The organism is Streptomyces sp. NPDC007896 (assembly GCF_042959425.1).
Classification (GTDB): domain Bacteria; phylum Actinomycetota; class Actinomycetes; order Streptomycetales; family Streptomycetaceae; genus Streptomyces.
The window spans coordinates 1,032,190-1,052,997 of sequence record NZ_JBIBKX010000001.1; the positions used below are offsets into that span (position 1 = coordinate 1,032,190).

At 70.7% G+C, this 20,808-nt stretch carries 19 protein-coding genes; 10 read left to right on the top strand and 9 right to left on the bottom strand.

What is annotated here, in order from left to right; all coding sequences use genetic code 11:
• Positions 1-26: 26 nt before the first annotated feature.
• The 3 genes from ACFZDJ_RS04730 to leuA form a co-directional block, all read right to left on the bottom strand.
• Positions 27-1,184, bottom strand: a complete 1,158-nt coding sequence (locus tag ACFZDJ_RS04730; RefSeq protein ID WP_391056846.1) for an exo-alpha-sialidase — start codon at positions 1,182-1,184, stop codon at positions 27-29.
• 127 nt (positions 1,185-1,311) lie between these two features.
• Positions 1,312-2,007 carry a TerB family tellurite resistance protein gene (locus ACFZDJ_RS04735; protein ID WP_054235464.1) on the bottom strand — a complete coding sequence of 232 codons (696 nt, stop codon included), beginning with the start codon at positions 2,005-2,007 and terminating at the stop codon, positions 1,312-1,314.
• Positions 2,008-2,193: 186 nt separating this feature from the next.
• On the bottom strand, positions 2,194-3,915 hold the full coding sequence (leuA, locus tag ACFZDJ_RS04740; protein WP_384905535.1) for a 2-isopropylmalate synthase: 1,722 nt from the start codon (positions 3,913-3,915) through the stop codon (positions 2,194-2,196).
• Between the two features lie 353 nt (positions 3,916-4,268).
• Here leuA and ACFZDJ_RS04745 point away from each other — a divergent pair, with 353 nt between their 5' ends.
• Both ACFZDJ_RS04745 and ACFZDJ_RS04750 read left to right on the top strand, forming a co-directional pair.
• Positions 4,269-5,342 (top strand): M4 family metallopeptidase, encoded by a 1,074-nt coding sequence (locus ACFZDJ_RS04745; protein ID WP_384905537.1) that lies wholly within the window; start codon positions 4,269-4,271, stop codon positions 5,340-5,342.
• A gap of 32 nt (positions 5,343-5,374) precedes the next feature.
• Positions 5,375-5,641 (top strand): protealysin inhibitor emfourin, encoded by a 267-nt coding sequence (locus ACFZDJ_RS04750; protein WP_060896474.1) that lies wholly within the window; start codon positions 5,375-5,377, stop codon positions 5,639-5,641.
• Between the two features lie 226 nt (positions 5,642-5,867).
• Here the strand turns inward: ACFZDJ_RS04750 and ACFZDJ_RS04755 are convergent, their stop codons facing one another.
• Complete coding sequence (locus ACFZDJ_RS04755) at positions 5,868-7,541, bottom strand: transposase (protein ID WP_099922727.1); 1,674 nt, start codon at positions 7,539-7,541, stop codon at positions 5,868-5,870.
• A gap of 105 nt (positions 7,542-7,646) precedes the next feature.
• On the opposite strand from ACFZDJ_RS04755, the gene ACFZDJ_RS04760 reads away from it, so the two are divergent.
• The 6 genes from ACFZDJ_RS04760 (at position 7,647) to ACFZDJ_RS04785 (ending at position 14,699) form a co-directional block, all read left to right on the top strand.
• Positions 7,647-9,014, top strand: a complete 1,368-nt coding sequence (locus ACFZDJ_RS04760; RefSeq protein WP_390927481.1) for a GH1 family beta-glucosidase — start codon at positions 7,647-7,649, stop codon at positions 9,012-9,014.
• Positions 9,011-10,273 (top strand): MFS transporter, encoded by a 1,263-nt coding sequence (locus ACFZDJ_RS04765; protein ID WP_391056099.1) that lies wholly within the window; start codon positions 9,011-9,013, stop codon positions 10,271-10,273. The genes ACFZDJ_RS04760 and ACFZDJ_RS04765 overlap by 4 nt, the downstream gene beginning before the upstream one ends.
• Positions 10,274-10,315: 42 nt before the next feature.
• Complete coding sequence (locus ACFZDJ_RS04770) at positions 10,316-11,125, top strand: GNAT family N-acetyltransferase (RefSeq protein ID WP_391056101.1); 810 nt, start codon at positions 10,316-10,318, stop codon at positions 11,123-11,125.
• Between the two features lie 308 nt (positions 11,126-11,433).
• Positions 11,434-11,910, top strand: coding sequence for a hypothetical protein (locus tag ACFZDJ_RS04775; RefSeq protein ID WP_067369887.1), 477 nt, complete (start codon positions 11,434-11,436; stop codon positions 11,908-11,910).
• 266 nt (positions 11,911-12,176) lie between these two features.
• Positions 12,177-13,526, top strand: a complete 1,350-nt coding sequence (locus ACFZDJ_RS04780; protein ID WP_390927475.1) for a beta-xylosidase — start codon at positions 12,177-12,179, stop codon at positions 13,524-13,526.
• An 87-nt stretch (positions 13,527-13,613) separates the two neighbouring features.
• Entirely contained in the window at positions 13,614-14,699 is a 1,086-nt protein-coding gene (locus ACFZDJ_RS04785; RefSeq protein WP_391056103.1) for a WxL protein peptidoglycan domain-containing protein, read from the top strand.
• Here ACFZDJ_RS04785 and ACFZDJ_RS04790 read toward each other — a convergent pair.
• Entirely contained in the window at positions 14,593-14,931 is a 339-nt protein-coding gene (locus ACFZDJ_RS04790) for a P-II family nitrogen regulator (RefSeq protein WP_101405245.1), read from the bottom strand. The genes ACFZDJ_RS04785 and ACFZDJ_RS04790 overlap by 107 nt on opposite strands.
• Positions 14,928-16,274: an ammonium transporter gene (locus tag ACFZDJ_RS04795; RefSeq protein WP_391056106.1), complete on the bottom strand. Its 1,347-nt coding sequence runs from the start codon at positions 16,272-16,274 to the stop codon at positions 14,928-14,930. Before ACFZDJ_RS04795 ends, ACFZDJ_RS04790 begins: the two co-directional genes overlap by 4 nt.
• Before the next feature lie 188 nt (positions 16,275-16,462).
• On the opposite strand from ACFZDJ_RS04795, the gene era reads away from it, so the two are divergent.
• Complete coding sequence (era, locus tag ACFZDJ_RS04800) at positions 16,463-17,422, top strand: GTPase Era (RefSeq protein WP_179436579.1); 960 nt, start codon at positions 16,463-16,465, stop codon at positions 17,420-17,422.
• 235 nt (positions 17,423-17,657) lie between these two features.
• Here the strand turns inward: era and ACFZDJ_RS04805 are convergent, their stop codons facing one another.
• Both ACFZDJ_RS04805 and ACFZDJ_RS04810 read right to left on the bottom strand, forming a co-directional pair.
• On the bottom strand, positions 17,658-18,011 hold the full coding sequence (locus ACFZDJ_RS04805) for a cytidine deaminase (RefSeq protein WP_391056108.1): 354 nt from the start codon (positions 18,009-18,011) through the stop codon (positions 17,658-17,660).
• A 41-nt stretch (positions 18,012-18,052) separates the two neighbouring features.
• Positions 18,053-18,874, bottom strand: a complete 822-nt coding sequence (locus ACFZDJ_RS04810) for a helix-turn-helix transcriptional regulator (protein ID WP_384905827.1) — start codon at positions 18,872-18,874, stop codon at positions 18,053-18,055.
• Positions 18,875-19,018: 144 nt separating this feature from the next.
• Here ACFZDJ_RS04810 and ACFZDJ_RS04815 point away from each other — a divergent pair, with 144 nt between their 5' ends.
• Complete coding sequence (locus ACFZDJ_RS04815; RefSeq protein WP_391056110.1) at positions 19,019-20,470, top strand: MFS transporter; 1,452 nt, start codon at positions 19,019-19,021, stop codon at positions 20,468-20,470.
• Here ACFZDJ_RS04815 and ACFZDJ_RS04820 read toward each other — a convergent pair.
• Positions 20,432-20,791: an MmcQ/YjbR family DNA-binding protein gene (locus ACFZDJ_RS04820; protein WP_384905557.1), complete on the bottom strand. Its 360-nt coding sequence runs from the start codon at positions 20,789-20,791 to the stop codon at positions 20,432-20,434. The two genes, ACFZDJ_RS04815 and ACFZDJ_RS04820, sit on opposite strands and share 39 nt — an antisense overlap.
• Positions 20,792-20,808: the final 17 nt, after the last annotated feature.

Genomic DNA, 20,808 nt, shown 5'->3' on the forward strand with positions numbered 1-20,808 from the left:
CCCACCGCACTCGCCGCCGCCGTCACCTACCCCGTCCGGCGCAGACGCCGGAACTCGATCCTGTCGTACGGTCGCGTCGAGCCCGTCTCGTACAGGATGCCGACCCGGTCGTGCCCGAGGTCGACCAGGTCCGAGTAGGCGGCCGGTGCGGAGGAGAGGGTCGTCACCCTGGTGAAGGTGGCGCCGCCGTTCGTGCTGCGCCAGAGGGTCATCGCGCGGCGGGCGGTGGGTACGGAGGGGGCCGAGAAGAGCAAGGGGGCTCGGGGGGCGTGGGGTTGGAGGACGCTGCCCTGGACGACGGGGACGTCGTCCAGGGTGGACTGGATCGCGTAGGGGCGGTCAAGGGTCTCGCCGCCGTCGCTGGAGTAGGTGTCGAGGCGGTTGCCGGGGGCGGTGCCGCCCTGGTCGCGGGCGCTGAAGTACAGGCGTCCGTCGGGGAGTTCGGCCGCGCTGCTCTCGTTGGCGTCGACCCGGCCGTCGTGGGTGCGGTCGGTGAAGCCCAGGTGCCAGGTGTGGCCGCCGTCGTCGGAGTAGATCGCGTGCGCCCCGTAGTACTTGGCTTCCCGGCCGGTGTCGGTCGAGCCCGCGGGCGGGGCGGCGGAGTGGTTGGCGGGGACGACCAGACGGCCGGCGTGCGGGCCGTGGCGGAGGGCGATCGCATGGCCGGGGCCCGTCGCGTACCAGCGCCAGCCCGGCGGCTTCACCTGGGCCGTGATGTCCCGGGGAGCGGAGAAGAGCGCGCCGTCGTCGCGGCTGGTCTGGACGAAGACGCGGCGGCCCTGGCGCGCCGTGACCTCGCCCCGCATGATCCGCGCCTCGGTCACCGCGCCGCTGTTGTAGGAGGTGACCAGGACGATCCGGCCGGTGCGCGGGTCCACGACCGGCGCCGGGTTGCCCCGGGTGTCCCCGTCCCCGGCCGCGACGACCCGCAGCGGACCCCACGTACAGCCGCCGTCGAAGGAGCGTCTGAGGACGACGTCGATGGGGCCGCTGTCGCCCGCGCCGTCGTGCCGCCCCTCGGCGAAGGCGAGCACCGTGCCCGCGCGGGTGGTGACGACCGCCGGGATGCGGTAGGTGTCGTAGCCGCCCTCGCCCGCGGTGTACGGCACGGAGGAGGCGCACTCGGTACGGGGACCGGGGGCGGCGGCGGACGCGACACCGGCGCCTGCGGCGAGGAGGCCGATGGCCAGGGCGGCGACGAGGCTGCGGCTCAGGGTGGTCCCCGCTCTCCCCCGCGCAACACGAGGGTCCGGTTACGGTGTGTTGCTCACACCGTACCCTGAGTCACCTATCGCCACTCCCGTCCCCTCACTACGAGGGCGTGCGCGCCGCCGCCAGCAGTCGCGTCACGTCGTCCGCACAGATCGTCAGCGCCGCGCCCACGGTGGCGAGGACGTCCCGTTCGGCGGGGGTGTACGGCCCGTCCGCCAGAGCGATCCGGGCGCCCTGGAGCAGGATCGATTCGCGCCCCGTCGCGGCGAGGTGCGGCGCCAGCGGGTCCAGGGCCTCGTGCAGCTCTATGGCCAGGCCCGCCCCGCACGGCTCCCCGAAGATCCGGCCCGTGTCCGCGGCGAGCGCCTCGACGAGGGCGCCGAGCTGGTCCTCCGTGCAGTCGTCGAAGCCGGCCGAGCGCACCGCGGTCGCCGCGGTCGCCAGGGACGTACGGGAGCAGGCGCCACCGGCGGCGAGCACGGCGAGCGCGACGGTGTGGACGGCGTCGCGGAGCATCGCGGAGAAGCGGGTGGTGGTCGGATGGTCGAGGACGTCCGCGCCGTAGTGGCGGCCGCAGGCGGCGCACTCGACGACGGGTCCCGTGTCGCCGCGCGGCAGGACCGGGACGCCGAGGAGGGTGAAGCGGCGCCGGCCGGTGAGCCGCTGGTAGTTGCGGTCGCCCCCGCAGCCCGGGCAGAAGAACTCGCCGTCCCCCATGGTGGTCCACGCGGTACGGGTGCCTAGGATGCGGGAAATCTGCACTGCACGACCGTTTCGTCCCCATCCTGGCAGCACGCTCGCACACCTCCGTAACGCCGCGGCAACATCGCCGCGCTGGCGTGATGTTAGCCACATTGTTGAGGCAGAGTCAGTACCTTGGACGAGACCTTTCCGTGATCTCCACGGCGATTGGCCGGTATACGACGGGGCCCCGCCCGCCTCGAAAGGCGGACGGGGCCCCGAAAGTGCCGGTCAAAGTCCTCAGCGGGACGCGCGGTTGACCGCGGAGACCACGGCCTTCAGCGACGCGCGTGTCGTATTCGCGTCGATGCCGATTCCCCACAGGACCTTGTCGCCGATCGCGCACTCGATGTACGAGGCGGCCTGCGCGGAGGCGCCCTCGCTCATCGTGTGCTCCTGGTAGTCCAGGAGGCGTACGTCGATGCCGACGGACTGCAGGGCGTCGAAGAACGCGGAGATCGGACCGTTGCCGGTACCGGTCAGGACCGTGTCGACGCCGTCCACCGAGGCCTCGACGGTCAGCGAGTCGATCCCGTCGCGGTCGGTCGTGGTCTGGCCGGCCTTGACCTGGATACGGCCCCACGCGTTGTCGGGGTTCGGCAGGTACTCGTCCTGGAAGATCGCCCAGATGTCCTTCGGGGTGACCTCGCCGCCCTCGGCGTCCGTCTTCGCCTGGATGATCTTCGAGAACTCGATCTGCATCCGGCGCGGCAGGTCCAGCTTGTGGTCGTTCTTCAGGACGTAGGCGATACCGCCCTTGCCGGACTGCGAGTTGACGCGGATCACGGCCTCGTACGAACGGCCGACGTCCTTCGGGTCGATCGGCAGGTACGGGACGGCCCACTCGATGTCGTCGACGGTGACGCCCTTCGCGGCGGCGTCCGCCTCCATGGCGTCGAAGCCCTTCTTGATGGCGTCCTGGTGGGAGCCGGAGAAGGAGGTGTAGACGAGGTCGCCGACGTAGGGGTGGCGGGCGTGGACCTCCATCTGGTTGCAGTACTCGGCGGTGCGGCGGACCTCGTCGATGTTCGAGAAGTCGATCTGCGGGTCGACGCCCTGTGAGAACAGGTTCATGCCCAGGGTGACCAGGTCGACGTTGCCGGTGCGCTCGCCCTGGCCGAACAGACAGCCCTCGATGCGGTCGGCGCCGGCCATCAGGGCCAGCTCGGCAGCGGCGACGGCCGTACCGCGGTCGTTGTGCGGGTGGACGGACAGGCAGACGTACTCGCGGCGGGACAGGTGGCGCGACATCCACTCGAAGCGGTCCGCGTGCGTGGACGGCGTCGAACGCTCCACCGTGGCGGGCAGGTTGAGGATGATCTCGCGGCCCGGGCCGGGCTGGTAGACGTCCATCACCGCCTCGCAGACCTCCAGGGCGAAGTCCAGCTCGGTGTCGGTGAAGATCTCGGGGCTGTACTGGTAGCCGAACGTCGTCCGCTCGTCGAGCAGCTTCTCGGCGTACTCCATGACCAGCCGCGTGCCGTCGACGGCGATCTGCTTGATCTGGTCCTTGGAGCCGCGGAAGACGACCCGGCGGAAGACCGGGGCCGTCGCGTTGTACAGGTGGACCGTGGCGCGCTTGGCGCCGACCAGGGACTCCACCGTGCGCTCGATCAGGTCCTCGCGGGCCTGGGTCAGTACGGAGATCGTGACGTCGTCCGGGATCGCGGTCTCGTCCTCGATGATCGAGCGGACGAAGTCGAAGTCGGTCTGTCCTGAGGCCGGGAAACCGACCTCGATCTCCTTGTAGCCCATCTTCACGAGCAGGTCGAACATCTCGCGCTTGCGGGCCGGGGACATCGGGTCGATCAGCGCCTGGTTGCCGTCCCGCAGATCCGTGGACAGCCAGCGGGGGGCGACGGTGACACGCTTGTCCGGCCAGGTGCGGTCAGGGATGTCCACCTGCTCGTACTTGCCGTACTTGTGGACCGGCATAGACGTGGACTGCTGGAAGTTCGGCATGATGCGTGGGCTCCTCAGAGGGTGTCCGGAAGGACGGCCGACGGCGCAACGCCGAACTCCGCGGGGAGGGGGTCGGCCTCGACTACAGGCCCTCGCCGCGGCAGCTAAGGAGAAGCAGCCCGATACGCATGATGCTCCGCAGCCTAGCCGAGCCTCACTCTCTCCGGAGGGCTGTATCAGTATGCGGGACCGTGACCACATAAGGAAGAAAACAGACAAAAAGTGCGGCATACCACTCAGAGTGAGCCCTCATACCACTGAAGAGCGGACCGATGGGCTCCTTATCGCCGCATTTCACACAATCTTGGTCGCCGGTAGTGACAGCGGGGTGACTCAGTGCAATTGTGCCGAGCATGACCGCGAACCCGGCAGGCTTCGAGCCTGTCTTCTGCACCATCGTGCCGCCCCACATCCTCGACACGCTGGCCCAGCACGAGGACCCCACGCTCGCCGGACCCGCGCGCCGCACCCTGGAGCGCGACGCCTTCGAGCGCACCCACCGCCGGCTGACCACGGTCATCGGCGCGCCCACCGTGGCCCCGCCCCAGGGCGCGCCCGCGGACAAGCCGCAGCGCACCATCTACGACGCCAAGCACCACCAGGACCTGCCGGGCAAGAAGGTCCGCGGCGAGGCCGACAAGCCCGGCAAGGACGCCACGGTCAACCGCGCCTACGCCGGGCTCGGCGCCACCTTCGACCTCTACCTGAACGCCTACGCCCGCAACTCGATCAACGGCGAGGGCCTGCCCCTCGACGCGAGCGTCCACTTCGACGTCGGCTACAACAACGCCTTCTGGAACGGCGAGCAGATGGTGTTCGGCGACGGCGACGGCGAGATCTTCCTCGACTTCACCATCCCGGTCGACGTCATCGGCCACGAGCTGACCCACGGCGTCACCCAGTACACGGCGAACCTCACCTACTTCGGCCAGCCGGGTGCCCTGAACGAGTCCATGTCGGACGTCTTCGGCTCGCTGATCAAGCAGTACACGCTCGGCCAGACCGCCGCCGACGCCGACTGGCTGATCGGCGCGGGCCTGCTCGCGCCGCGCGTCACCGGCAAGGCGCTGCGCTCCATGAAGGAGCCCGGCACGGCGTACGACGACGACGTGCTCGGCAAGGACCCGCAGCCCGCGACGATGGACGGCTATGTGAAGACCGGCCGCGACAACGGCGGTGTGCACATCAACTCCGGCATCCCCAACCACGCCTTCTACCTGGTCGCCCAGGCCCTCGGCGGGCACGCCTGGGAGCGCGCCGGGCAGATCTGGTACGACGTCCTCACCGGCGGCGAGCTCCAGTCCCAGGCGAGCTTCTCCGACTTCGCCAAGCTGACGGTCGCCCAGGCCAGGAGCCGGTACGGCGAGGGCGAGGAGCTCCAGTCCGTCACGAAGGCCTGGGAACAGGTCGGGGTGCCGACGTCGTAGCTTCGGCGTCCGACTCGTACTAGACAGGACCCATGCGTATTCAGGTAAGGCGCACGGGCGGATTCGCGGGCATCGAGCGCCATGCCGAGGTGGACACCTCGGGGCGCTCCGACGCCCCCGAGTGGCACGCCCTGGCCGAGCAGGCGATCGCCTCCGGCCAGGGCACACGCCCCGCCGGGGTCCCCGACGGCTTCAGCTACGAGATCACGGTGAACGGAAAGACGGTCTACGCCGCCGATCCGAGACTGACGGAGGAGCAGCGAAGTCTGATTTCGAGGGTCCTGAAGGAGGGCGCGTAGCTTTCGAAGCAAGGGGCGCGTCCCTGTCTTTTAGGGGCGCGGGGCTGTGACATCTCCGGCTCCGCCGCGTGGGCGCGCCCAGCCCCCACCGGGCCGCACCCGCAAAAACACCGCACCACCCGTCCGACCAGACGCCCCCAAGAAGCCGTAACTCCCAGTTCACACCAACCCGTTGACTTCCGATATTGCAAGTAGGGATGATCGCGCGCATGGCGACGAACCGTTCCTAAGTAGTGAGTGGGAGTGAGTCGTGGATCCACTCCTGTTCACTACGCCTGCCCCGAACGGTGTTGGGCGGGCTGGGTTGCCGCGTTCGCATCCCTGGTGGCGACACCACTCCTGGTGGTGGTCCATTCCTGGGCGGGCGGTTTCCCTCACGCCCAGGGGTTCGGGGGGCGGCCTGGGCGGTCCGATGCCCCACACGATGACTCTGCTCGCATGGGGGCGGTGCCGTCCGTCGCCGCGCCCCAAATCCCTGGGCGCGCCGTCCGATCACGATGCTTGCGGCATCGTGCCGGGTGGTCTTGCGGGTGGGGGAGCACATCGGCCGCTGCCAGTGCTGGGCACCCCACCGGCTGGTGTACGCGGGATCGACCGCGATGATCGTGAGGTCCTGGGCGGCAGCCATCGACACCAGTCGGGCCGCCAACCGCGCGGTCGGAAACCGGGAGATCAGCCTACGGAACCGCTTCTTACGGCCGTGCTGCTCGCGGGACGTGGAGGTGTGGAAGTCGAGGTCCTCGATCGCGATCGCGCGGGCCCCGCACCGCCCGGCAAAGTGCAGCAGGCGGCTGGTGGCGTGCCTCACCTGCGCATCACGGTGCGCGGCGCTGCCGGACAGCTCGTAGAAGAACCGCTGTGGTTCCCCGACCGGGTTGCCGTGCTCGTCGAGGTGCCAGGCCGCATAGTGGTCGTCGTTGGTGTCCACGCCGACCACTGTGATTCCGGCGGCCAGGAGCGCTTCCAGCGAAACCTCCGGGGTGGCAGGCTGGGCGCGTTGCCAGGAGGCGGTCACATACCAGCGGTCCCGGACCGGGTCGTGGTGGATGCGGTAGGCGACCGCCCGGTTCGCCGCGATCCGGCCCGCCCACTCATGCCTCCGGTGGGCGAAGACGCCCCGCGCGGTGAGCCGGTAGCGGCCATGCGGGGCGTTCGCCAGGTGGGCGAGCGGGGCGGGGAGTCTGATGCTCAGCTCGCCGTCGGGGGTGAGGCGGATCGTCTCGTTGCCGAACCGCTTGCCCGACTCTCCGTCCGCGGAAAGGAACATGCGGGCAGCCTCCCAGCGTCCCCGCCACCGCGCCTCATCCAGCCCGGCGGCCTGGAGGTGGTGGCGCGTGTTGGCGAGTTTCCTGCCGCCGCGCACGATGCGTACCCGGCCCGCCGCCCAGTCCGCCCGTGCCGCCGCGAGCCGCTCCTGCAGCACCTTCAGGCGGCGGGACTTGGCATGCCACTCCCGGCGCGAGCGATAGCCGCCCGGCTGCTTCCTGGTGCCCTTCTGCCCCAGCGGCAGCGCCAGCCGGTGTTCCATGGCCGCGATGCCCGCTTCCAGGTCCCGGATGTGTGCGGCCAGACCCCTCCGTGCCAGCGCCCACTGATCATGGCTCGCCTTGGTGACCGCCCCCGCCCACCGCGACGACGACAACCCCGACAGCTCCCGCTTGCGCACCGCCCACCCGGCCGCATCATGCCCCAGCCCGGCCGCGCAACGCGCCTTCAGGTCACGCCCCGCCAACGCCCCCAGATGACGGCCGACCTCCGCCAGCACCCGAGTATCCGCATCGGACAGGCCCTTCAACCGAGTTCGCACCGCCACCCCCACCGGAACCGGAGCCACGAACGGAGCAGCCGACGTCCTCAATGCCTCGCCCGCCACCCGCCCACCCCCAATCACTCCGGTCATCCGATGAACAGCCCAACGAGCACCCCCGCAAAAGGTCACCCATTCGACACAAGAATCTCCGTTCCCGTCCCCTTCGAGCCCCGACCCCTGAACAGGAGCATGGCCATGGCGCTCACTCCCGCTCACCAGAACGCGGTAAACCCCAGCAAACGCCCAACAGTTCGCGACCCCCTACCGCAGTTCCCGCCCGGCTTCCTCTGGGGCGTGTCCACCTCGGCCCACCAGATCGAGGGAGCCGCGGCCGAACGCGACCCGTCGGTATGGGACGCGTTCACGGCCGAGCCCGGCCACATCAAGGACGGCTCCACGGCCGACGTGGCCTGCGACCACTACCACCGCTATCCCGAGGACGTCGCCCTCCTCGCCGACCTCGGCGTGGACGCGTACCGCTTCTCGATCTCCTGGCCCCGCGTGAACTCCCCCGGCGGCCTCGACTTCTACGACCGCCTGGTGGACGCGCTGGTCGCGGCGGGCATCCGCCCCGTACCGACCCTCTTCCACTGGGACCTCCCGCTGAAGCTCGAAGAGGCCGGCGGCTGGCTGAACCGGGACACCGCGGAGCGCTTCGCCGAGTACGCCGGTGTCGTCGCCGCCCGTCTGGGCGACCGCGTCAAGAAGTGGATCACCCTCAACGAGCCCGCCGAACACACCCTGCTCGGCCACGCGCTCGGCGCCCACGCCCCCGGCAAGCAGCTCCTGTTCGACTCGCTGCCGGTCGCCCACCACCAACTGCTCGCCCACGGCCTCGCCGTCCGGTCCCTGCGCGCGGCCGGCGTCACGGACATCGGCATCGCCAACTCGCACGGCCCGACCTGGGCGGCCTCCGAGCAGCCCGAGGACGTGGAGGCCGCCGACTTCTACGACCTCCTCCTCAACCGCCTGTTCGCTGACCCGCTATTGCTGGGCCGATACCCGGACGGTATCGGGGAGTTGATGCCGGGCGACGTCGAGGCGGATCTGAAGGTCATCGCCGAGCCGATCGACTGGTACGGGATCAACTACTACCAGCCGACCAAGGTGGGCGCCCCCCAGGGCGCGGAGATCGAGTTCAGCGGACTGACCCTGCCCGCCGAACTCCCCTTCTCCGTACGGGAACTGGAGGGCTACCCGGTCACCGACTTCGGCTGGCCGGTGGTCCCCGAGGCGCTGACCGAGCTGCTCGTGGGCTTCCGCGAGCGCTACGGGGACCGCCTCCCGCCGGTCGTCATCACCGAGAACGGCTGCAGTTACGAGGGCATCGACGACCAGGAACGGATCACGTTCCTCGACGGCCATGTCCGGGCGCTGCACCGGGCGTTGGAACAGGGCGTGGACGTTCGCGGGTACTTCGTGTGGTCGTTGCTGGACAACTTCGAGTGGGCGGAGGGGTACGCGCGGCGCTTCGGCCTGGTCCACGTCGACTACGACACGCTGAAGCGGACCCCGAAGGCGTCGTACACCTGGCTGCGCGACGCGCTGCGGGCGCGGGGATGACGGCGGCGGACCCCGTCGCGAACGTGGGGGCGCTGGCCGAGCCCGTCGAGCGGGTCGGCCGGGGCTGGACCTCGGCGCTCTCGCTCGCCAACGGGGCGATCTGGGTGGGCTGGTACGGCCCGCTGCAGATCCTGCTGGCCTCCCAGGCGGAGGACTTCGCGCCCGGCACCGGCATGTCGAAGGAGACGATGCTGGCGTGGGTCACGGGCGCGGGCGCGGTGGTGTCACTGGTCGCCAACCCGCTCTTCGGCGCGCTGTCCGACCGGACGACGGCGCGCCGGGGCCGCCGTACGCCGTGGATCGTGGCGGGTTCGGCGGGCGGCGCCCTCTCCCTGCTGCTCCTGGCGGGAGCGGGCGGGGTCTGGACGATGGCGGCCGGCTGGTGCCTGGTCCAGCTCACCCTGAACGCCGCCTTCGCCGCCATCACCGCGGCCGTCCCCGACCGGGTGCCACGGCTCCAACGAGGCTCCGTGGGCGGCTGGCTGGGCGCCGCGCAGATCCTGGGCGTGGTCGGCGGGACGGGCCTCGCGACGGCGGCGGGGGGTGTGGGCGGCGGCTATGCGGCGTGCGCGGTGTTCGCGCTGGTGGGCGTACTGCCGTACGTACTGCGCTACGAGGATCTGCGGCTGCCGGCCGCGGCCCGGCCCGCCTGGTCCTGGCGCACGTTCGCGGCCTCCTTCTGGCTGAGTCCGCGCCGCCACCCGGACCTGGCCTGGGCCTGGCTGACCCGCTTCCTGATCAACCTGAGCAACGCCCTGGTCCTGCTCTACCTCCTGTACTACCTCCGCGACCGGCTCCACTACGCCGACCCCGAGAACGGCGTACTGATCCTCACGGCGGTCAACGGCGTCACCCTCCTCGCCACGGTCGTGGTCGGCGGGGTGTGGTCGGACCGGGTGGGCCGCCGCAAGCCGTTCGTGATCTGGTCGGGCGTCCTCATGGCGGTGGCGACGGCGGTCCTCTCCGGGTGGCAGACCTGGCCGGGCGCGATCATCGCGGCGGCGGTGCTGGGCATCGGCTTCGGTGTCTTCACCTCCGTCGACTTCGCCCTGATGACGGACGTCCTGCCCAAGGCCCTGGACCGCGGCAAGGACCTCGGCGTCATCAACGTCGCCAACGCCCTCCCCCAGGTCGCCGCCCCCGCCCTGGCGGCACCGATCGTGACGTACCTGGGCGGCTACCGGGTGCTGTACCTGGTGGCGGCGGTGATCGGACTGGCAGGGGCGCTGCTGGTGGGGCGGATCAGGGGCGTGGAGTGAATTCGGGTGCCACCGGCACCCGTGTTCCTCTTGGATGGCGCCATGACGACTGTGAACGCATCCCTCGACCGGCTTGAGCGCTACTACGACTCGGTGCCGCGCGCCGCGGCGCGGGCCGAGGACTTCGGCCCGCTGACCCTCTTCGTCCGCGAGGCCACGGGCTGGCCGTACTACGCGCGACCCACCCTGGGCTGGACGGGCCCGGCGGCCACCGTCGAGGACGTCGAGCGGGTGCGGGCGCGGCAGCGGGAGCTGTGTGTGCCGGAGGCCTTCGAGTGGGTGGCGGAGGTGACGCCGGGCCTGCGGGAGGCGGTCGAGGCGACGGGGCTACGGGTGCACGCGCATCCCCTGATGATCCGCGACGAGGACGCACCGCTGCCCGACCCGCACCCTCTGGTCCGCGTCCTGGACCCCGAAGACCCCTTCCTGGCGGGCGCGTTGGCGGTGCCGCACGTGGCGTTCGCGGCGCCGGGCACGGCGGTGGGGGAGGCCGGACACGGCGAACTCGCCACCGAGATCACCGCCCGCGCCGCCGAGGTACCCGCCGCCGCGGACCGCATCCGCGCGGGACGCACCGTACTGGCCGCGGCGGTCGAGAACGGGGTCGTGGTCTGCTCCGGGATGCACCTGCCCGTCGGCCCCGTGAGCGAGATCACGGGCGTCGGCACCCTGCCCGCCGAACGGCGCCGTGGACTGGCGTACGCCGTGACCGCGGCCCTCGTGACCGACGCGCGGGAGCGGGGCGTCGAGACGCTGTTCCTGTCGGCCGGGGACGAGGACGTGGCGCGGATGTACGACCGCCTGGGGTTCCGGACGGTGGCGACGGCGCTGATCGCGGAACTCGCGGAGTAGCGGGCCCGCCGGGCATCAGGGACGAACTTCGGCCACTTTCAACAACCCCTGAAGAAACCACCCGGCATGCCTTGCAATCCCAAGCCGCTCGCGCATCAATGGAACCGCACGTTCCGACGGACCGTCACAAACGCCTCCGCTGGCGTCCCGCACCCCGCTCGCGGACGGTCCGCGTACACATCTCTCCGCACCCGCACCGGCGTTCACCGGTGACGCGTCCGTGTGCCCGGCCCGGCCCCGGCCTCTGAGCAGACGGTTCCGTCCCTCCATCCCCACATGGCAATTCCCGTACAAGGGAAGGGAACCCGATGAGACGCAAGCAACTAGGAATCGCCGCGGCGTTAGCCGCCGGCACCCTCGCCGCGACCGGCCTGGCCCTCGCGCCGACCGCCGCGGCCGTCACCCCGCTCACCGCGACCATCAACGCGACCTGCACGATCGGCGGCGGTGGCGCGGCCACCCTCACCGCCACCCAGGACGGCACGGCCGCGACCATCACCCTCAGCTCCACCTCGATCACCGCGCCGATCGCGCTGGCGCAGGACTCCATCGCCTCCACCTTGACCATGGCGAAGACCGGCGGCGGCACCGTCGCGTTCACCGGCACGAAGAATCCCGCCATCCCGCTGGGCGGCGGGGTCACGGTGGGCCCGCTCAGCGGCACCGTCGCCTCCGGCGACAGCCTCGACGCGTACGGGGGCTCGCTGAAGATGGTCGTCTTCGGCATCACCATCACGTGCACCGCGAGCGCGGCGCAGGCACCGGGCCCGTTCGTCTTCAGCTGAGCCCCGCCACAGCACATACGTGAAGACCGGTGTCGCCGGCGCGCGCGGCGGCACCGGTCCTCGTACTGCCTGAACAAATGAACTGAACAACTGCTTGATCACAGCCAACTGGCCTACGGGGGTGCCCAGTTGGCGATATTGACACGACCTGATGGCCCATCAGTTGCCGTCCGGGCCCTCCATTGACTTCTCACACAACCCGCACATCAATGGCCCCCTGTCGGCGCAGACGAGCCGCTGCGCCCGCATCCCTCAGGAGGGGGCACATGGCAACGCACAGGGGAACCAGGGGTTCGCACGCCCGAAGACGCCGCTGGGCGGCACTGCTCGGGGTGACCGCGCTGGCGGTCACCGCGGGAGGCGCGCTGGCGGCCCCGGCGGGCGCCGCGGCCGCGGACTCCCAGAACGTGGACTTCGCCACGCACTGCATCCCGCCGGCGATCGCGGGCATCCCGCCGATCGACGGCACCACCACCGCGATCATCACGGTGGACAACCCCAGTCCCAAGGTCGGTGACACCGTCACCGTGACGTACAAGGTGGTCACGCCCGCCGCGAACAACCCGACCGCCCTCGCCCTGCCCGCCGACATCATGACGCCCACCGGAAAGGTCGCCCTCGGCGGCGCGCAGACGGGGGACGTCACGGTCGCGGGCCCCAGGAAGAACGACCCGGTGGCGGGCAACGCGCCCTTCCCGGGGTTCAGCATGACGGGCACCTTCACCGTCACCAGCCCGGGCGCCATCACCCTGGCGCCCGGCGACTACAACATCCACACCAGCTACATCCTGGAGCTGGACACCCCCTGCACGGTCACCAACCCGCCCGCCCCGGTCTCCGGGACGATCACCGCGACGGACGGAACCCAGACCAACAACCGTGCCATCTCGCTCGGTTCGGCCTCCGGGAAGCCCGGTGACAGCGTGACCGTCACCGGCAGCAACTTCACCCCGGGCGCGAGCGTGACCCTCGCCGGACGGTCGGGGGCCACCCAGACCGCCGACACCGCCACCACGACCGCCGACGCGCAGGGCTCGATCAACGGCACGCTGGCCGTCAACGACAAGACGACGACCGGCGTGGTGGCGTACGAGGGCGCGAGCTGGAGCGACACCAAGGGAGCGGGGCCGGCGGCGTACGTGGTCGTCGACGACACCCCGATCCCCGCGGGCTCCCAGAAACTCACCACCACGGTGAAGGCGGGAACCCTGTCGATGTCCCAGGCCGGGGACGCCGTCCAGTTGTCGGCGGTGGACTTCGGCAAGGGCGGGGCCTCGACCGGGGCCCTGCAGACGGTGACCGTCAAGGACTTCCGCGGCGGACCCGCGGGCTGGTCCCTGACCGGCAAGGTCACCGACTTCACCGGTCCCGGCGCCAAGATCGATGCCGGGAAGCTGAGCTGGACCCCCGCCTGCGCGACCAAGGCGGGCAGCCCGAGCACCTGCCAGGCCGGTTCGTCCGGCACGGTGGGCGGTGCGGGAGCGACGCTGGCGTCCACCCCCAACGGGGCGCTCACCGGTGGTGAGTTCACCGTCGACGCCGGGCTGTCACTGGACGTGCCGGCGTTCACCCCGCCGGGTTCCTACTCCGGCGTGCTCACGCTGACGCTCACCTGATCCACCCCTCCGCACCCCGGTGGCCGGGCGCGCACCCGCCCGTCCGCCCAGGGCCTGTCCACCCACATCCGCGGGGGGTCCGCACCCATGCGCAAGCTGTACGTCCTCATCCTGTCCGCGTTCCTTCTCGCGCTCACCACGCCCGCCTCGTACGCCGCCGACAACGGCAGCTGGTCCGTCTACCCCGTCTCCACGCAGACCGCGGCCCGCCCGTACTTCTATCTCTCCGCCGACCCCGGACAGACCCTCCGGGACAAGGTCACCGTCGCCAACAAGACCGGCGCCCCGCTGACCTTCCGGCTGTACGCCGCCGACGCGTACAACACCGCGCGTGACGGCGGGTTCGCGGTGCGGACGGTGAAGGAGAAGCAGCGCGGGGTCGGCGCGTGGGCGCACCCCGCCCGCTCCCGGGTGACGGTGCCCGCGCACGGTTCGGTGACCGTGCCGTTCACCCTCCGGGTGCCCGAGAAGGCCGAACCCGGTGACCATCCGGGCGCGCTGGTCGCACTCGACGAGCGCCTCGACCGCTCGGACACGGCGACGTCCGCGGTGGCGGTGCAACGGGCGGTCGGCGCCCGGATCTACCTCCGGGTCGGCGGGCCCACCGTCCCCGCCCTCGCCGTCGAGAAGGTCCAGATCAGCCACCACCAGCCCCTGGTCCCCGGCCTCGGCGAGAGCGGCGCCACCATCTCGTACACCCTCCGCAACGCCGGGAACGTCACCCTGAACCCGAAGGTGCGGCTCAGGGCCGAGGGCCTTTTCGGGCGTACGTTGCTGTCCCGGGAGCTCACGAAGATCCCCTCGGAGCTGCTGCCGGGGCAACGGGTCCGGCTGACCGAGCCCTGGCACGGGGCGCCCCAACTCGACTGGGGCGACGTGACGTTGACGGCCAGCGCGCCCGGCACCCGGGAATCGGCGAGCACGTCGTTCTTCGCGCTGCCGTGGCTGATGGCGGTGGTGGTGGGCGCGGGGATCGCCGCCGCCGTGGTGGTGATCAGGGCGCGCAGGAGCGGCAGCGGCCCTTGGTGGCTCGGAGCGCGCGGGGGCGGTACCCGCCCGTGGTGGCTCAGAGTGCGTCGGGGCCGCGCTCGCCCGTCCGTACCCGTACGACCGTCTCGACCGGTACGGCCCACACCTTCCCGTCGCCGATCTTCCCCGTCTGCGCGGCGTTGACGATCGCGTCGATCGCCGCCTCCGAGTCCGCGTCCTCGACGACGACCTCGATACGGACCTTGGGGACCAGGTCGACCTGGTACTCGGCGCCGCGGTAGACCTCCGTGTGGCCGCGCTGGCGCCCGTACCCACTGGCCTCGCTGACGGTCAGCCCGTGCACGCCGAGCTCCTGCAGAGCGGTCTTGACCTCGTCGAGACGGTACGGCTTGACGATGGCGGTGATGAGCTTCATGCCTGGGCCTTGGCCTTCTGAGCGGTGGGGAGGGATGACGAGACCGGGGCGCCGTGGCCCAGGACCCCGTGATCGTAAGCGGTCTCGGCGTGCACCGTAAGGTCCAGGCCGGTGTGCTCGTGCTCCTCGTCCGCCCGCAGCCCCATGACCTTGTCGAGCACCTTCCCGATGCCGTACGTGACGGTGAAGGCGTACGCCCCCACGGCCACGACCGCCACCAGCTGCTTGCCGAGCTGCCCGAACCCACCGCCGTACAGCAGCCCCTCGGCGCCACCCGTCATCGTCGCGTCGGCGAAGAACCCGATGAGGACCGTGCCGATGATGCCGCCGACCAGGTGAACGCCGACGACGTCCAGCGAGTCGTCGTAGTTCAGCCTGAACTTCCAGCCCACGGCGTACGAGCAGACGACACCGGCGGCGAGACCGACGGCCAGCGCGCCCAGCAGCGACACGGATCCGCAGGACGGGGTGACGGCCACCAGGCCTGCGACGGCGCCGGAGGCGGCGCCGAGGGTGGTGGGGTGGCCGTCGCGCTTCTGCTCGACGAAGAGCCAGCCGAGCAGACCGGTGCAGCCGGCGGCGAGGGTGTTGAGGAAGGCGGCGGCGGCGAGTCCGTTGGCGCCAAGCGCCGACCCGGCGTTGAAGCCGAACCAGCCGAACCACAACAACCCCGCGCCCAGCATCACCATCGGCAGGTTGTGCGGCCGCATGGCGTCCTTCTTGAAGCCGAGACGGGGGCCGAGGACGAGGCAGAGGGCCAGGCCGGAGGCGCCGGAGGTGATCTCGACCGGCAGCCCGCCCGCGAAGTCCAGCGCACCCAGCTTCGCCTGGACCCAGCCTCCCGGACCCCACACCCAGTGCGCGACGGGAACGTATACGAGCAGCGCCCAGACCGGCACGAACACCAGCCACGCCGCGAACTTCGCCCGGTCGGCGACCGCCCCGCTGATCAGCGCGGCGGTGATGATCGCGAAGGTGAGCTGGAAGGTGGCGAAGAGCAGGGTGGGCACGGTCCCGTGCACACTGTCCGGCCCGATCCCGTCCATCCCCACGTGCTTCAGCCCGCCGACGAGCCCTCCGAAGGCGTCGTCCCCGAAGGCGAGCGAGTACCCGACCGCCAGCCATACGACGGTGACCAGGGCGATCGACACAAAACTCATCATCAGCATGTTGAGGACGCTCTTCGTGCGGACCATGCCGCCGTAGAAGAGGGCCAGGCCCGGCGTCATCAGGAGAACGAGGGCGGTGGCGGCGAGCAGCCAGGCGGTGTCGCCGGTGTCGAGGTGAGGTGCGGCGGCCAGGTTGACGGTGTCCAGGGTCTCCACGGTCTGCACGAACTCCACGGACGGCTCTCCTCGGTTCTCCTGGGTGCGGGGACGTCGTCAGAGAGTCACGGGCTCGCGTTTCCGGTGGTGCACGTGTGCGTTTCCGGCGTGTTTCGTATTGCGTGGGGGTTTCCGAAACCTCACGGGGCCGCACGGGAGCGGTCAAAGGCACAGGGCGTACGGCGCGGGCCTGTGGATCAGGGACAATGGGCGCCATGAGCGTTCGTACCCAGTCATCCGAGCCGTCCGAGGCACCCCACCGCGCCGGCTTCGCCTGCTTCGTGGGCCGCCCCAACGCGGGCAAGTCCACCCTCACGAATGCTCTGGTCGGCCAGAAGGTGGCGATCACCGCGAACCAGCCGCAGACCACGCGGCACACGGTACGGGGCATCGTGCACCGCCCGGACGCCCAGCTGATCCTGGTCGACACCCCTGGTCTGCACAAGCCGCGCACGCTGCTGGGCGAGCGCCTGAACGACATCGTGCGCACGACGTGGGCCGAGGTCGACGTCATCGGTTTCTGCCTCCCCGCGAACGAGAAGCTCGGTCCGGGTGACCGTTTCATCGCGAAGGAACTGGCGTCCATCAAGAAGACGCCGAAGATCGCGATCGTCACGAAGACCGACCTCGTCGACAGCAAGACGCTCGCCGAGCAGCTCATCGCGATCGATCAGCTCGGGCGGGAGCTGGGGTTCGAGTGGGCGGAGATCGTGCCGGTCTCCGCGGTCGGCGACAAGCAGGTGGACCTGCTGGCCGACCTGATCGTCCCGCTCCTTCCCGAGGGCCCGGCCCTCTACCCGGAGGGTGACCTCACCGACGAGCCCGAGCAGGTCATGATCGCGGAGCTCATCCGCGAGGCGGCGCTGGAGGGCGTGCGCGACGAGCTCCCCCACTCCATCGCCGTGGTGGTGGAGGAGATGCTCCCCCGCGAGGACCGCCCCGCCGACAAGCCCCTCCTCGACATCCACGCCTTCGTCTACATCGAGCGCCCCAGCCAGAAGGGCATCATCATCGGCCCCAAGGGCAAGCGCCTGAAGGAGGTCGGCATCAAGTCCCGCAAGCAGATCGAGGCGCTGCTGGGTACGCCGGTCTTCCTCGACCTCCATGTGAAGGTCGCGAAGGACTGGCAACGGGACCCCCGCCAACTCCGCAAACTCGGCTTCTGACGCCTTCGGCCTGAACGACCTCGTCCTCAAACGCCGGACGGGCTGGAAGGTGCCGGTAGGGGTGGGCGAGGTGCGGCCTCCGGCCTCGCCCCACAAACACCGGCCGACCCGAGGCTTTTAGGGGCGCGGGGAACTGCGCGACCAGCCCCCACCGACCCTCAGCCAAACGACCAGGGGCGGCCGGGGATCCGGGGCGAAGCCCCACCTCAGGGGGCGCGGGGAACTGCGCGCGGTCTCAGCCCGCGGTCACCGTCAGGTGAACCGTGCCGTCGGCGCCCGCCAACAGCACCGGCGTCGCCGGCCCACCGAGGTCCCGGACCGCCGCCCGGTCCTCCGAAGAGACCTCCCCCGCCTCGGACACCACCGCCGCCGCCTCAAGAGACTTCGCCCCGGACGCCACCGCCATCGCCACCGCGGTACGCAACGCGCTCAGCCGCAGGGAGGGAAGATCCACCGTCCCCGCGACATACGTACGGCCGGTCTCATCACGTACGGCCGCCCCCTCCGGCACCCCGTTGCGCGCCCGCGCGGAACGGGCCAGGGTGACGATCTTGCGGTCATCGGGGTCAAGCGCGCTGCTGTCGGTCATGTTCAGAGCATACGAAGGGATCGGAAGCCGCACGCACAGACCTAGCCCGCCACGGGATACATCGAGCCCCGTCGGCCCTCCGGCGAGGCCAGCCACTCCAGCTTCGCCGCCGTGTTCGCCTCCGGCAGCGGCGTGTGCAGCACGATCGTGAGGTCGGGCCGCGCCGGCACCTTCATCGCGGTGGACTCGACGGCGAGCAGCCCGACGAGCGGGTGGTCGAGCTCCTTGCGGATCTGCCCGGCGTCCTCGATGTCCCGCTCCTCCCACAGCGCGGCGAACTCCGGTGAGGCGGCCCGGAGTTGGTCCAGTACCTCCTGGTACCCCTCGTCGTCCGGCGCCGCCGCGCACGACGCGCGGAACTGGGCGACGACCGTGCGCGCGTTCTTCTCCCAGGTCCGGGACTGCCCCCGGTACAGCGGGTCGGTGAAGAAGTCGATGATGCAGTTCTGCGTGTTGTCGGGCCGCATACCGAGGACCATCCCGGCGGCGTCGTTGTACATGACGCAGTTGTAGTAGGGGTCCATGATGTGCGCCGGATACGGCATCCACGTGTCGATCAGCCGCCGCAGCCCGTCGCACATGTCCCGGACCTCGGGCGCGACCTCCGGCGCGGGCGGGTTCAGCCCGGCGAGCAGGTACAGATGGCGTCGTTCGGCGTTGCTGAGCCGCAGGACGCGGGCGACCGCGTCGAGCACCTGGGGCGAGACGGAGATGTCCCGCCCCTGCTCCAGCCACTGGTACCAGGACGCGCCGACGCCCGCGAGCACGGCCACCTCCTCGCGGCGCAGCCCGGGCGTGCGTCGGCGGGCCCCGCCGTCCGGCAGTCCGGCCTGGGCCGGTGACACCCTCGCCCGGCGGCTCATCAGGAAGTCCCGCAGCTCACGCCGTCGTTGGGTCCTGAGCACGTCCTCCGTCACGTGTGAATCCCCCTGTTGGTGACTGGTGGTGCGACCACCAGCATAAGTTGCCGCTCCCCACGGATATTCCGACGGCCGCACGCTCTTGCCATGGCGATCGACACCACCGAAACCACATCCGCTTCCCCAACTGTCCACTCCCCGCTCGGCACCCGGCTGTCGACCCGCGACAAGCTCGTCCTCTTCGTGCTGTGCGCCGCGCAGTTCATGGTCGCGCTCGACTTCTCCGTACTGAACGTGGCACTGCCCGTGCTCGGCAAGGACCTGGGCATGAGCCAGTCCGCGCTGCAGTGGGCGGTCACCGCCTTCGCGCTGCCGTCCGGCGGCTTCCTGCTCCTCTTCGGCCGTATCGGTGACCTGTACGGCCGCCGCAGGCTCTTCCTGACCGGCCTCGCCCTCTTCGGTACGGCCTCGCTGCTGGCGACCTTCGCCTGGGACCCGGCGTCGTTCCTGACGGGCCGGGCGTTGCAGGGCCTCGCCGCGGCGGCGATCGTGCCGACGGGCATGTCGCTGCTGACGACGACGTTCCCGGAGGGCCCGGCGCGCGACCGTGCGCTCGGCATCTCCGGCACGCTCCTCTCGCTCGGCTTCACGGTCGGCATGGTGGCCGGCGGCGTCCTGACCGACGTACTGAGCTGGCGTTCGACGATGGGCCTGCTGTCGGTCTTCGCGCTGATCGTGCTGCCGCTGGCCCCGGGCCTGCTGCCCGAGTCCCGCACTCCCGACCGCCCGCGCCTGGACGTTCCCGGCGCGGTCACCGTCACCGGCGGTCTGCTGGCCCTGATCTACGCCCTGTCGACGGCCGCCGAGCGCGGCTTCGGCGGCACCGACGTCATCGTGACCCTCGCCGCGGGCGTGCTCCTGCTCGCCGCCTTCGTGTACATCGAGTCCCGCGCCCACGCCCCGCTCGTCAGCCTCCCCATGCTGCGCCGCCGCACGGTGGCGTGGGGCAACCTGGGCGGTCTGGTCACCTTCTCGATGATGTCGACGGTCGTCTTCGCGCTGACGCTGTACCTCCAGGAGACCCTCGGCCTGTCCGCGTTCGAGACGGGGCTGGTCTTCGGGGTCCAGGGCGTCATGTCCGCCGTCGCCGGGGTGTACGCCCCGAAGGTCATCGGCCGCTTCGGCGCCCGCCGTACGCTGGTCGGCTCGCTCACCGGTCAGGGCCTGTTCGTGGCGGGGCTGGTCCTGGTGAACGCCCACACCTGGTCCGTCTGGCTCGCCACCGCCACGGTCTCGCTGGCCAGCATGTGCCACCTGGGCGCGATCATCTCGTACGGCCTGACCGTGACCTCGGGCGTTCCCGACGAGGAGCAGGGCCTGGCCACGGGTCTGGTGACCTCCACCCAGCAGGTCGGCCTGACGATCGGCATCCCGCTGCTGGGTGTCCTGGCGACGACGTCGGGTGACCTGCTGGCCGGTGTCCACACGGTCCTCGCCCTGGACGCGGCGATCGTCCTGGCGGCGGCGGTGCTGGTCGCGACCGGACTGGGCCGCGACCGCTCACGCCCGGTCGAGACGGAGGCGCTCGGCCTTCGGTAGACCGGCGACGACGAGATCGTACGAGTCCTCGATGAGCTCCCGGACCAGACGGTCCGGGAGTTCGCCGTCGACCGTCACCGTGTTCCAGTGCCGCTTGTTCATGTGATAGCCCGGGATGATCAGCCCCGGGTGCTCGGCGCGCAGCCGGACCGCGTCGTCCGGGTCGCACTTGAGGTTGACCGTGAGCGGGTGTGCGTCCAGCCATGTCAGCGCGAAGAGCTTGCCCAGCACCTTGAAGACGGAGATGTCCGGGGCGAAGGGGAAGTCCTCGACGGCCGCGTTGAAGGACAGACAGAACGCACGCAACTGCTGCGGTTTCACTCCCACATCTCCTTCGC